8 protein-coding genes and 1 pseudogene are annotated in these 13,163 nt (G+C 71.6%); 5 read left to right on the forward strand and 4 right to left on the reverse strand.

Translation table 11 applies throughout. The features are described from left to right. Nucleotides 1–84: 84 nt before the first annotated feature. The 4 genes and pseudogenes from AB0N90_RS14390 to AB0N90_RS14405 all read left to right on the forward strand — a co-directional run. Nucleotides 85–873 (forward strand): alpha/beta hydrolase, encoded by a 789-nt coding sequence (locus AB0N90_RS14390; protein ID WP_365196256.1) that lies wholly within the window; start codon nt 85–87, stop codon nt 871–873. A gap of 254 nt (nt 874–1,127) precedes the next feature. Further along, nucleotides 1,128–3,656 (forward strand): VWA domain-containing protein, encoded by a 2,529-nt coding sequence (locus AB0N90_RS14395; RefSeq protein ID WP_365196259.1) that lies wholly within the window; start codon nt 1,128–1,130, stop codon nt 3,654–3,656. Nucleotides 3,657–3,754: 98 nt separating this feature from the next. Further along, the gene (metG, locus tag AB0N90_RS14400; protein ID WP_365196261.1) at nt 3,755–5,371 is read left to right on the forward strand and encodes a methionine--tRNA ligase; all 1,617 of its coding nucleotides are present in this window, start codon (nt 3,755–3,757) and stop codon (nt 5,369–5,371) included. Between the two features lie 100 nt (nt 5,372–5,471). Next, nucleotides 5,472–6,140 (forward strand): annotated as a pseudogene (locus AB0N90_RS14405) (nucleotidyl transferase AbiEii/AbiGii toxin family protein); the annotation flags it as partial. A gap of 125 nt (nt 6,141–6,265) precedes the next feature. Here the strand turns inward: AB0N90_RS14405 and aspS are convergent. Continuing rightward, nucleotides 6,266–8,029, reverse strand: coding sequence for an aspartate--tRNA ligase (gene aspS / locus AB0N90_RS14410; protein ID WP_365196264.1), 1,764 nt, complete (start codon nt 8,027–8,029; stop codon nt 6,266–6,268). Between the two features lie 165 nt (nt 8,030–8,194). Here aspS and AB0N90_RS14415 point away from each other — a divergent pair, with 165 nt between their 5' ends. Continuing rightward, on the forward strand, nt 8,195–10,360 hold the full coding sequence (locus AB0N90_RS14415) for a SpoIIE family protein phosphatase (protein WP_365196266.1): 2,166 nt from the start codon (nt 8,195–8,197) through the stop codon (nt 10,358–10,360). Here the strand turns inward: AB0N90_RS14415 and AB0N90_RS14420 are convergent. The 3 genes from AB0N90_RS14420 to AB0N90_RS14430 all read right to left on the reverse strand — a co-directional run bounded on the left by AB0N90_RS14420 (nt 10,288) and on the right by AB0N90_RS14430 (nt 13,163). Then, a complete protein-coding gene (locus tag AB0N90_RS14420; protein WP_365196268.1) occupies nt 10,288–11,376 on the reverse strand; it encodes an AI-2E family transporter in 1,089 nt (362 codons plus the stop codon). The two genes, AB0N90_RS14415 and AB0N90_RS14420, sit on opposite strands and share 73 nt — an antisense overlap. 161 nt (nt 11,377–11,537) lie before the next feature. Continuing rightward, complete coding sequence (locus AB0N90_RS14425) at nt 11,538–12,515, reverse strand: pirin family protein (RefSeq protein WP_361672238.1); 978 nt, start codon at nt 12,513–12,515, stop codon at nt 11,538–11,540. 165 nt (nt 12,516–12,680) lie between these two features. Continuing rightward, complete coding sequence (locus AB0N90_RS14430; RefSeq protein WP_037650207.1) at nt 12,681–13,163, reverse strand: SseB family protein; 483 nt, start codon at nt 13,161–13,163, stop codon at nt 12,681–12,683.

Raw genomic sequence — 13,163 nt, forward strand, 5'->3', positions numbered from 1 at the left:
CTTGCTCCCTCGGCGCGGTCATGGATTGCACCGAGGGCAAAGATCTTATTGCACCGAGGAGTTGAGCCCCCTAGGGTCACCCACATGCCCCCTTACCTCTCCTACACCGACAAAGGCCCCGAAACCTCCCACCGGGCCCCTCTCCTCCTTCTGCACGGCCACCCCTTCGACCGCACGATGTGGGACCCGCAGGTGGCGCGGTTCTCCGCCGAGCGCCGGGTGATCGCCCCGGATCTGCGCGGCTACGGCGACTCGCCGGTGACCCCGGGTACCGTCCCGTTCGCCCGCCATGCCGACGATCTGGCCGAACTCCTGGACTTCCTGGGCGTGGACACATGTGTGCTCGCCGGGCTCTCGATGGGCGGCCAGCTCGCGATGGAGTGCTACGACCGCTTCGGCGACCGGATCCGGGGCCTGGTCCTCGCGGACACCTTCGCCACCCCGGAGACGCCCGAGGGGAAGCGGGGGCGGCGCGCGATGGCGGACCGGCTGCTCGCCGAGGGCATGCGGGGGTACGCCGACGAGGTGCTGGAACGGATGGTCGCGCCGTACGCCGACGCCCGGGTGAAGGCCCACGTCCACGGCATGATGACGGCCACACCGCCGGAGGGTGCCGCGGCGTCGCTGCGCGGCCGTGCCGAACGCCCGGACTACCGGCCCGTGTTGACCCGCGTATCGGTCCCGGCGCTGATCGTGGTCGGCGCCGACGACACCTACACGCCCGTCTCGGACGCCGAGTCCCTGGGCGCCGCGGTGCCGGACTCCGTCGTCGAGGTGATCGAGGGCGCGGCGCATCTGCCGAATCTGGAACGTCCCGAGGAGTTCAACCGCGCGCTGCACGCCTTCCTGCTGCGGGTGGACGGCACCGCGTAGGCACGGACGCGGACCGGGCACCGCATCCAGGGCCGCTAACCTTACGTGTCCGTCCTGGCCAGCGATTGACGGTGTCACCTCAGCGAAGGGTTGCACACATGGGCATTCTCACTCTCCTGCGAAACGCATTCGGCCGCTCACGCAAGCCCCGGGCCGCCGAGGCAGAGGGTGCGACGACCCAACCGGAACCGACCACCCCGAAGGCGACCCCGCCGATCCCGGAACCCCGCGAGTCCCCGTCCCTCGAACAGGACATGGACACCCCGACCACCGAGGAACATGACCTGGTGGCGGCCGCGTTCAACAAGGTCCGGGTACCGAGGCAGACGGGAGAGCCCGGGGCCGAGGGTGCGACCGAGGCCGGGGTCGACGGAGAGGCGGCCGAGGACACCGGGGCGGGGGCAGCGGCCGAGCCCGAGGCAACGGCGGAGACCGAGCCGGAGACTGCCGTAACGACCGACGCCGCGGCCGAGAAGGGGCCCGGGACCGAGTCGAAGACCGAGCCCGAGGGCACGGTTGAGGCCGAGACCGAGCCTGAGACGACGGTTGAGGCCGAGGCTGGGCGGGAGGCCGATGCTGAGCCTGCCGTGGAAGCCGAGGCCGAGCCTGAGACGACGGTTTCGGCCGAGGCCGAGTCGGAAGCCGACGCTGAGAAGCAGACCGAGCCCACCGCGACGGCCGAGCCCGAGGCGACGGTGGAGGCCGAAACCGAGACGGCCGTAGAGCCGCACGCGGACGCCGAGGACCAGCCGGAGGCCGAGGTCGCGGCAGAGGCCGGCACCCGGGCTGAGAAGCGGACCGAACCCACCGCGACGGTCGACACCGAAGCCGAGACGGCCGTGGAGCCGCAAGCGGACGCCGAGGACGAGCCGGAGTCCGAGGTCGCGGCAGAGACCGCCACCTCGACCGAGGAACAGGCCGAGTCCGACACGCCCGTTGAGGCCGCCGAGCCGAACATCGAGCCTCAGGCGGACGCCGAGGCAGCAGCGACCGAGGCTGCCCTCGACGTGCCGGTCGAGGCCGAGACGGACATCGAGCCGCAGGCCACGGTCGAGGCTGAGCCCGCGATCGAGGCCGAAGCCGAGCGCGAGGCGGACTCCGAGCCGGTCATCGAACCGCAGGCGGACACGGAGACAGCCACCGACGCTGCCCTCGACGTCCCGGCCGAAGCCGAGCCGACCGCCGCACCTGAGGCCGAGGCCGAGGCCGAGGTTGCGATAGAAGCCGAGGAGCAGCCCGACGCCACCATCGAACCGACGGCCGAGACCGAGGCGACGGTGGAGGCCGAAGCCGAGGCAGACGTCGAGCCGCGGGCGGACGCCGAGGCCGACCCCGAGCCGACGGCCGTGACCGAGACGGACATCGAACCGCAGGCCACACCGGAGGCGGACACCGAGGCAGCGGCAGCGGACGCTGCCGTCGAGGCGCCGGTCGAGACCGAGGAGAAGGCGGAGGCCGAGCCGATTGCCACGCCCGAGGCCGAGGTTCCGGTAGAAGCTGAAGAGCAGCCCGAGGCCGACGTCGACGCGCAGGCCGAGCCCGGGGCGGACATCGAGGCGCAGGCCGCGATCGCGGCGGGCCTCCAGCCTGAGGTTGTGGCCGAGGCGCAGCCCGAGACTGCGGAGCAGACGGAAGCGACCCCCGAGCGGGCTTCCGAGGTGGAGTCGGCGGCGGAGGCCGAAGCGGCTCCGGAGCCGGTCGCCGACGAGACGCACGAGGTCGCCGTCGCACTCACCGCACCCACGGACGAGGAGCCCTCGACCCCCTCGGCACCCGCCACGGACGCGTCCGCGGAAGCCACGACCGACGAGGCCCCCGCCGAGGAGGCGGAAGCCACCCCCGAACCGGAGCCGATCGAGGCCGAGCCGGAGGCGACGGCAGACGCTCTCGAAGCCGCCCACCACCCGCAAGCCGCCGACGGCGAGCCCGCCCCACAGGCCGCACCCGCACCCGCACCCGACAACGCAACCGGCGCGGGTGGTGCGGGTGGGAACGACTCCCCCCACGACCCGCAGCCCGCCGACGGCGAGCCCGCCCCACAGGCGGCCCCCGCCTCCGAAACCCCCCGCACGGGCGGTGCGGGTGGGAGAGGTATCGGCGAAGACACCCCCCGCACCCCCGCCACCCCCCTCCCCACCCTCACGGCATCCGCCCCCGCCCTCGCCACCGCCTACGCCGCCGCCACCGCCCCGCTCGCCAACACCGACCTCACCGGCACCCGAGCGAAGCTCTACCTCGTGCTGGACCGCTCCGCGAGCATGCGCCCGTACTACAAGGACGGCTCCGCCCAGGCCCTCGCCGACCAGACCCTCGCCCTCGCCGCGCACCTGGACACCGAGGCCACGGTCCACACCGTCTTCTTCTCCACCGAGGTCGACGGCACCACCGACCTGACCCTCACCCCGGACCACGCCACACGGATCGACGACACCCACGCGGACCTGGGCCGTATGGGCCGTACCAGCTACCACGCCGCCGTGGAGGCCGTACTCGCCCACTACGACGCGAACATCGCCCCCGGCACCCCCGTCCTCGTCGTCTTCCAGACCGACGGCGCCCCGGACGCCAAGACCCCCGCGACCCAGGCCCTGACCGCCGCCGCGAAGTCCCACCCCACGGTCTTCTTCTCCTTCGTCGCGTTCGGTGAACTCGACAACAAGGCCTTCGACTACCTCCGCAAGCTGAAGACCCCCAACACCGCCTTCTTCCACGCGGGCCCCACCCCCCGCGAGCTGACGGACACGGAGCTCTACGAGGGCGTCCTCGCCACCTGGCGCCCGTAACCCGTCACGGCACCGAAGCGCCCGGGGGGTGGACGACCGCGTCCACCCCCCGAAACGCGTGTGAGGCCATCTCCCCGGGACCAGTAGGATTTCGCCTTATGGCGGCCACTGGATCCGAGAAGCAGGCGGGGAAGGCGTACTACGTCTCCACGCCCATCTACTACGTCAACGACGCTCCTCACCTGGGCCACGCCTACACGACCGTCGCAGGCGACGTGCTCACCCGCTGGCACCGCCAGCGCGGCGAGAAGGTGTGGTACCTCACCGGCACGGACGAGCACGGTCAGAAGATCATGCGCACGGCCGAGGCGAACGGGGTGACGCCCCAGCAGTGGGCGGACAAGCTCGTCACCGAGGCCTGGCAGCCGCTGTGGGAGCACCTGGAGATCGCGAACGACGACTTCATCCGCACCACCCAGCAGCGGCACACGGACCGCGTCCAGGAATTCGTGCAGGACCTGTACGACAAGGGCGAGATCTACAAGGGCGGCTACGAGGGCCCGTACTGCGTCGGCTGCGAGGAGTACAAGCTCCCCGGCGAGCTCCTCGACGGCGAGGGCGAGTACGCCGGCCAGAAGCTGTGCCCCATCCACAAGCGGCCCGTGGAGATCCTCAGCGAGGAGAACTACTTCTTCCGTCTGAGCGAGTACGGCGACAAGCTCCTCGCCCTCTACGAGGCGAACCCTGGCTTCATCCAGCCCGAGTCCGCGCGCAACGAGGTCGTGAACTTCGTCCGCCAGGGCCTCCAGGACCTCTCCATCTCCCGCTCGACGTTCGACTGGGGCATCCCGATCCCCTGGGACGACAAGCACGTGATCTACGTGTGGGTCGACGCCCTGCTGAACTACGCCACGGCGGTCGGCTACAACGAGAACCAGGAGAAGTTCGAGGAGACCTTCCCGGCCGACGTGCACCTCGTCGGCAAGGACATCCTCCGCTTCCACGCGGTGATCTGGCCGGCCATGCTGATGGCCCAGGGCCTGCCCCTGCCCAGCAAGATCGCCGCGAACGGCTGGCTGATGGTCGGCGGCGAGAAGATGTCGAAGTCCAACCTGACCGGCATCAAGCCGCAGGACCTCACCGAGCACTTCGGCGTCGACGCCTACCGCTGGTACTTCCTGCGCGCCATCGCCTTCGGCCAGGACGGCTCCTTCTCCTGGGAGGACTTCTCCGCCCGCTACACCAGCGAGCTGGCCAACGACTACGGCAACCTCGCCTCCCGCGTGGCCGCCATGGTCGGCAAGTACTTCGGCGGCGCCCTGCCCGCCGCCGCGGCCGACGGCCCGGCGGAGACGGCGGTCCACGAGGGTCTGGCCGAGGCGGTCGCCGAGGCCGACCGGAAGATCGGCGAGGAGCTGGACTTCCAGGGCGGCATCCTGGCCGTCTTCGACTTCGTCAAGCAGGTCAACGGCTACATCACGGAGCAGGAGCCGTGGAAGGTGGCCAAGGACGAGTCCGAGGAGGGCCGGGCCCGCCTCGCGACCATCCTCTACACCGCCGCCGAGTCGCTGCGCGCGGTCGCCGTCCTGCTCAACCCGGTGATGCCGGAGACCTCGCAGAAGCTGTGGGACTCCCTGGGCGCCGAGGCCGGCCTGGGCGCGCTCGCCGAGCAGCGGGTCCAGGACGCGGGCGACTGGGGCAGGCTCCCGGCCGGCTCCACCGTCACCAAGGGCGCGGTGCTCTTCCCCCGCCTGGAGGAGAAGCCGACCGCCTGAGTCGCGCTCGTACGACACACCAGGGCCCGGAACGCCATCATGGCTTCCGGGCCCTGCCCGTCTCCACCACCCCCGTCCCCCCGGCAGAGTGCGGATCCCCGTGAACCTTCCCGAACCCCACCGGCGGCTGATCGCGGACGCCGTCACGGCGGGCGGCCCGCATGGCCTGGTCCTCGCCGGCGGATACGCGCTCGACGCGCACGGACTCGTCCGGCGGCCGCACGCGGATGTCGACCTCGCGACGGAGAGCGCCGAGGACATGGCGCGCATCGCCGCCGCCGTCGCGGCCGCCCTGGAGGCGAGGGGTCGTACCGTCCGGGCCGAGGACGCGACCGCGCGCACCGCGCGGCTGACCGTCACCGACCCGCCGACCGGGGAGTCCTGCGTCCTCGCACTGCACAAGGAGAGCCTGTGGGGGCCGCCGGACCTCACCCCGTACGGGCCCGCCCTGTGCCTGGAGGACGCCGTCGGTACGAAGATCCGCGCGCTCTACGACCGGGGCGCGGCCGTCGACCTGATCGACGCGCGGGCCGCGGCGGCCCGCTTCTCACTGCCCGACCTGGAGGAACTGGGCCGCCGGCACGCCCTTGACGTCTTCGACCTGCCCACCCTCCAGTCCCGGCTGACCGGCACCGACTTCTACCCCGACGGCCAGTTCACCCGGTACGGCCTGGACGAGGCGGAGATCGCCGGGCTGCGGGCCTGGGCCCAGCACTGGTCGGACGACATCGCCGAGCGGCTGCTGGAGGACGGAGCCTCACCGGACGAGGAGGACGGGCCTGAGGAGGACGGGCCGGAGGGGGACGGGGACACGACGACGCCCGGAACCCCAAAGGGCTCCGGGCGTCTTCACGACAGCGGCGGCGGCAGCAACAGCGGCAGCCGCCTGCCGGACTACTTCGGCTGCGGCTTCCTGACGTTCAGGTGTAGCTCGCGCAGGCGGGACTCGTCCAGCTCGGTCGGCGCGCCCATCATCAGGTCCTGGGCGTTGCCGTTGAGCGGGAAGGCGATCGTCTCGCGGATGCTGGGCTCGTCCGCGAGGAGCATCACGATGCGGTCCACGCCGGGGGCGATACCGCCGTGCGGCGGGGCGCCGAAGCGGAACGCGCGCAGCATGCCCGCGAACTTCTCCTCGACGGTCTCCCGGTCGTAGCCCGCGATCTCGAACGCCTTCAGCATGATGTCCGGCTCGTGGTTCCGGATCGCGCCGGAGGACAGCTCGACGCCGTTGCAGACGATGTCGTACTGCCAGCCCAGGATGTCCAGCGGGTCCTGGGTCTCCAGGGCCTCAAGACCGCCCTGCGGCATCGAGAAGGGGTTGTGCGAGAAGTCGATCGAGCCGGTCTCCTCGTCCTTCTCGTACATCGGGAAGTCGACGATCCAGCAGAACCGGAAGACGTCCTCCTCGAACTGGCCGGCGCGCTTGGCGGCCTCGACGCGGACCGCGCCCATGATCTTGGAGACCTCGTCGTACTCGCCCGCGCCGAAGAAGATCGCGTGGCCGGGGGCGAGCGAGAGGCGCTTGGTCAGCTCGGCGACGTTCTCCTCGGTGAGGAACTTCGCGATCGGGCCGGTCAGCGTGCCGTCCTCGCCGACGCGGACCCAGGCCAGGCCCTTCGCGCCCAGCGTCACCGCGAAGTCACCGAGCTGGTCGAAGAACTTGCGCGGCTGGTCCTGGACCGCCGGCACCGGCAGCGCGCGCACGTGCTTGCCCGCGAACGCCTTGAACTCCGAGCCCTCGAAGACATCGGTGATGTCCACCAGCTCCAGCTTGGCGCGCAGGTCCGGCTTGTCGGAGCCGTACTTCAGCATCGCCTCGCGGAACGGGATCCGCGGGAAGGGGGAGGTGACATGGCGGCCGCCGCCGAACTCCTCGAACAGCTCGGTCATGAGCTTCTCGATCGGCTGGAAGACGTCCTCCTGCTCGACGAAGCTCATCTCGACGTCGAGCTGGTAGAACTCGCCCGGCGAACGGTCGGCGCGGGCGTCCTCGTCGCGGAAGCAGGGCGCGATCTGGAAGTAGCGGTCGAAGCCGGAGATCATCAGCAGCTGCTTGAACTGCTGCGGGGCCTGCGGCAGGGCGTAGAACTTGCCGGGGTTCAGCCGGGAGGGGACGACGAAGTCACGGGCGCCCTCGGGGGAGGTCGCGGACAGGATCGGCGTCGCCATCTCGTTGAAGCCGAGCGCGGTCATCTTGTGGCGGATCGCCGAGATGACCGCCGTACGCAGCAGGATGTTGCGGTGCATGCGCTCGCGGCGCAGGTCGAGGAAGCGGTACTCCAGGCGCCGCTCCTCGTTGACCCCGTCCTCGGCGTTGATGGTGAAGGGGAGGGGCTGAGCCGCGCCGAGCAGCTCGACCTCGGTCACCTCGACCTCGATCTCGCCGGTCGGCAGGTCCGGGTTCACGTTCTCGGTTCCACGTGAAACAACGGAGCCGTCGACGCGGACCGTGGACTCCTTGGAGAGCTTGTCCAGGGCCTCGTAGGCGGGGGTGCCGGGGCGGGCGACCAGCTGCGTGATGCCGTAGTGGTCGCGCAGATCGATGAAGAGGATGCCGCCCAGGTCGCGCCGATTGTGCAGCCAGCCACTGAGCCGGACGTCGGTGCCGACGTCAGAGGCGCGGAGCTGGCCGCAGGTGTGGGACCTGTACCGATGCATCGTCGTTCATCGTCCTTCGTGGGTGCGAGCTTCGAGTTGGTGATCGCCCGGGTTGCCGCCCTGGCTGATCCAAGGGTACCGGCCACCCCAAGATCGGCTCCCCGCGATTTACCGCCCGCGGTCCTACGGTGGCACGCATCGAGCGCATCTCCTTAAATGGGGGCAATGCGTACAGGTGAGCCGCTCCCGGCCGTCGGGGACGTCCTCGCCGCCCTCGCGACCGGGCTGTGGCACTGGGACACCGCGGACAAGCTGGTCACCGTGGACGCGGAGGCGGCGCGGCTGCTCGGGCTGCCCGCGGCGCCGGCCACCCTCACCGAGGCCCAGACCCGGGCCCGGCTGCATCCGGCCGACTGGAACGAGATCACCGCGGTGGTGCAGCTCGCGGTCGCCGAGGGCACGCTCGCCGAGGTGCGGGTGCGGATCATGGACGAGGAGGGCACGGTCCTGCGCGTCGTACGCAGCCGTTCGAAGCCGTCGTACGACGCCGAGCGGCGCGCCTATGTGCTGACCGGCACCCTCCAGGAGGTCGCCGAGCCGGGCCCGGACCCGGCGGGCGGCCGCACCACGGTCACCGGGCCCTGGCGGCGCTCGCGGGAGGCGTTCCTGCTGGACGCGGGCCGGGCGCTGGCCGAGGCACGGTCCACGGCGGAGGTGCTGCGGGTCGCGGCGGGCCTGTCGATGCCGGGGTTCTCGCCGAACGGCCTGGTGGTGTTCGGGGTGGAGGGCGACCGGCTGACGATGATCGGCCACCACGGCCACCAGTCCGACGAGATGGGCCCGTTCACCAGCATGCCGCTGGGGCTGGAGTACCCGGCGGCCGAGGTGGTGCGCACCGGGCGGGCGGTGTACCTCTCCTCGCCGGAGGAGTACCGGGACCGCTATCCGGTGACCTGGCCACTGGCCCGGCCCTTCGGGCGCAGCTCCTGGGCGTTCCTGCCGCTGACCGTGGGCGGGCGCACGATGGGCGCCTGGATGGCGGGCTTCGCCTATCCGGTGGGCTTCACCCCGGACGAGCGGGCGGTGCTGACGACGGTGGCCCGGATGCTGGCGGGGGCCCTGTCCCGGGCGGAGACCGCCGAGTCGGAGCGGGAGCTGACGGAGGGTCTCCAGCGCTCCATGCTGCCCTCGCTGGGCCCGGAGGTCCCGGGGGTGCGGATCGCCGCCCGCTACATCCCGACCGGCGGCGGGCTCCAGGTCGGCGGCGACTGGTACGACATGATCCCGCTGCCCGCCGGACGGTTCGCGCTGGTCATCGGGGATGTGCAGGGACACGATGTGCGGGCGGCCGGGCTGATGGGCCAGCTGCGGATCGCGCTGCGCGCCTACGCCTCCGAGGGGCACCGCCCGGACGCCGTGCTCTCGCGCGCCTCCCGCTTCCTGCACGGGATGACACACGACGAGGAGATGTCCGACCCGCGGTTCGCGACCTGTCTGTACGTGGCGGTCGATCCGGTGAGCGGGCGGCTGGAGATCGCCCGCGCGGGCCATCCGGACCCGGTGATCCGGATGGCCGACGGCACGGTGATGCTGCGGCCGACGGCGGGCGGGCTGCCGCTGGGCATCGACCCGGACGCGGACTATCCGACGACCCGGTTCACGCTCCAGCCCGGGGAGACGCTGATGCTGTGCACCGACGGGCTGATCGAGACCGGCGGGCACGACCTGGACAGCGGCTGGCTGCGGCTGCGCTCGATCCTGGAGCGCCACGAGGGCGATCTGGAGGCGCTGGCCGACGCGCTGGTGCAGGGCGTGCACGGGCCGTCCTCGCACCACACGACGGGACCGCTGGCCGACCGCCGCGAGGACGACATCGCGCTGTTGCTGCTGTGCCGCCCCGGGCCGGGCTGCGGGTGCGACGACACGGTGGCGGTACGGCCCCGGGTGCGGCGCATGCTGCATTCCGTGGGCCAGGACGAGCCCGAGCGGATCGCCGTGGCGCGCCGGAACGTGCGCGACCTGCTGCACGACTGGGCCGCCCCGGACCAGGTCGACTCGGCGGAGCTGCTGGTCTCCGAGATGGTCACCAATGTCCTGGTGCACACCGACGCGGACGCGCTGCTGCTGGTCGAGATCGTCGAGGAGGGCGGGCGGCGCCGGCTGCGGGTCGAGGTCTTCGACAGCGGCGACGACCTCCCGCACAAGCGCAGGCCCGGCGAACTGGCCTCCTCCGGGCGGGGACTGCTGCTGATCGGGCTCCTGGCGCACGCGTGGGGGGTGGACCCGCGGGGCGAGGGCAAGAGCATCTGGTTCGAGCTCTACGAAGGTCCGGGGGAACCGGGCGGCGGAGCGCCGGGGGACGGGGCGTCGTCCGTGGCCGAGGGGCCGTAGCGGTCGCGCAGTTCCTGTACGACGCCGAAGGCGGCCGCGGTCAGCGGGACGGCCAGGAGCATGCCGAGGATGCCCGCCACGGAGGCGCCGGCCGTGATGGTGACCATGACCACCGCGGGGTGCATCTGCACCGTACGGCTCTGGATCATCGGCTGGAGCACATGCCCCTCAAGCACCTGCACGGCGAGCACCACTCCGAGCGTCCACAGCGCGATGACGAAGCCCCGGTCCGCGAGGGCGACGAGCACCGCGACCGCGCCGGAGATGAACGCGCCGAGGTAGGGGATGAAGGCCCCGACGAAGACCAGCGCGCCGAGCCCGAGGGCGCCGGGCACCCGGAGGATCAGCAGGCCGACGGTGATGCAGACGGCGTCGATCAGGGCGATCAGGGTGGTGCCGCGCATGAACCCCTCGACGGCCCGGTAGGCGCGCCGCGCGACCGCTTCGAGGGTGTCGCCGGTGCCGCGGGGCGCGATGGAGCGCAGGGTGCCCGCCACCAGGTGGGAGTCGCGCAGGAAGAAGAAGACCAGGACGAGGGCGAGGACGGCCAGCGCGATGCTCTCGCCGACGACGCTCACCCCGCTGATGACGTTGGACGCGGCCGTGCCGCCGAAACGGCGCAGCAGTTCCCCGGAGTTGGTGGTGAGGTCCTCCAGGCCGGTGCCGGCGGCCCCGAAGTGCCGGGAGACGCTCTTGGCGGCGTTGCGCAGCGAGGTCATGATCTCGTCGCCGCTGTCGACGAGGGCGGCGACGACGATGTAGACGGCGCCGCCGACGACGGCCACGACCGCGACGCAGGTCAGCCCGGCCGACACCGAGCGCTGTACGCCGGCCCGCACCAGCCGCCGGTGCAGGGGGCGGAGCAGGGCGGTGCCGAGGAGTGCGAGCAGGACGGCGGTGACGGCCGTACGCAGCTCCCCGCACAGCCGCACCCCGACCCATCCGACCCCGGCGACCAGCAGCAGCACGGCGCACCACGCGGCAAGCCGCCGAACGGGCTCGGGCAACAGATGCACGTCCCCCAGCGGATCACGGCGGCCGCCGGGTGTCTCGCGCTGCGGGCCGGGCGGGTGAGCACGGGTCTCGGCCGGGGTGCCGCGACATCCGGTCGGCCGAAGCCGGAAGGGCGCCGCTCCAGGCTTCGTCGGCTGGAGCGGCGCCCTGTCCCGGGGGAGGGTCAGGCGTCCGGACCCTCGTCCGTCATGCCGTGCACGGCCGGGACGGTGCCGAGGCGGCCCTTCTGGAAGTCCTCGAAGGCCTGCATCAGTTCGTCCTTGGTGTTCATGACGAACGGGCCGTAGTGGGCCATCGGCTCACGGATCGGGCGGCCGCCGAGGAGCACGACCTCCAGGTCCGGCGTGTTGCCGTCCTGCCGCTCGTCCGCGCGCACGGTCAGCGAGGACCCGGCGCCGAAGACGGCCGTCTGGCCCGTGTGGACGGGACGGCGCTCTTCGCCGACGCTGCCGCGGCCCGCCAGCACGTACGCCAGGCCGTTGAAGTCCTCCCGCCAGGGCAGCGTGATCTCCGCACCGGGCGCGAGCGTCGCGTGGACCATGGTGATCGGGGTGTGCGTGATGCCGGGACCCTCGTGGCCGTCCAGCTCACCGGCGATCACCCGGAGCAGCGCGCCGCCGTCCGGCGAGGTCAGCAGCTGGACGCTGCCGGCCCGGATGTCCTGGTAGCGCGGGGCCATCATCTTGTCCTCGGCCGGGAGGTTCACCCACAGCTGGAGCCCGTGGAAGAGCCCGCCCGAGACGACGAGGTGCTCCGGCGGTGCCTCGATGTGCAGCAGCCCGGCGCCCGCCGTCATCCACTGGGTGTCGCCGTCGGTGATGGTGCCGCCACCGCCGTTGGAGTCCTGGTGGTCGAAGATCCCGTCGATGATGTAGGTGACGGTCTCGAAGCCGCGGTGGGGGTGCCAGGGGGTGCCCTTGGGCTCGCCCGGCGCGTACTCCACCTCACCCATCTGGTCCATCATGATGAACGGGTCGAGATGGCGGTAATTGATCCCCGCGAACGCCCGGCGCACGGGAAAGCCCTCGCCCTCGTACCCGCTCGGCGCGGTGGTGACGGTGAGCACCTTGCGCGCCACGGCATCGGCGGGAGCGGTCACACGGGGCAGCGTCAACGGGTTCTCGACGGTCACTGCAGGCATGGTGGCTACCTCCTTCGTACGCTCACTTTAGTTGAGCGTTGAACTTCTTGCCACCCACAACAGGACGGGCCCGGAGGGAATTCCCTCCGGGCCCGTGCAACGACGAGTCTCAGCCGTTCGGCCGCACATCCGGCCGACCGCACATCCAGCCGGCCGTACAACCGGTCAGCCGTACATCCGGCGCATCGCGAAATCGACCATCTGCTCGACGGCCTTCGCGTCGAACACCATCCGGTGCTCGCCCTCCATGTCCAGGACGAAGCCGTAGCCGGTCGGCAGCAGGTCGATCACCTCGGCGCCGGTGATCACGAAGTACTTGGACTCCTTGCCCGCGTACCGCCGCAACTCCTTGAGCGAGGTGAACATCGGGATCACCGGCTGCTGGGTGTTGTGCAGGGCGAGGAAGCCGGGAGTGTCACCGCGCGGGCAGTACACCTTCGACGACGCGAAGATCTGCTGGAAGTCCTCGGGGGACATCTGCCCGGTGGTGAACGCGCGCACCGCGTCCGCGAGCGAGGGCGGGGACGGCTCCGGATAGAGCGGCGGCTGCTGGCCGTACCCGCCGGCCCCGCCCGCCATCTGCTGCTGCCCCGACGTGTACTGCTGCTGCGCGGCGCCGCCGTCCATGGGCTGGCCGTATCCGTACAT

The sequence above is a fragment of the Streptomyces sp. NPDC093018 genome (assembly GCF_040684035.1).
In the GTDB taxonomy this organism is placed as follows: Bacteria; Actinomycetota; Actinomycetes; order Streptomycetales; family Streptomycetaceae; genus Streptomyces; species Streptomyces murinus.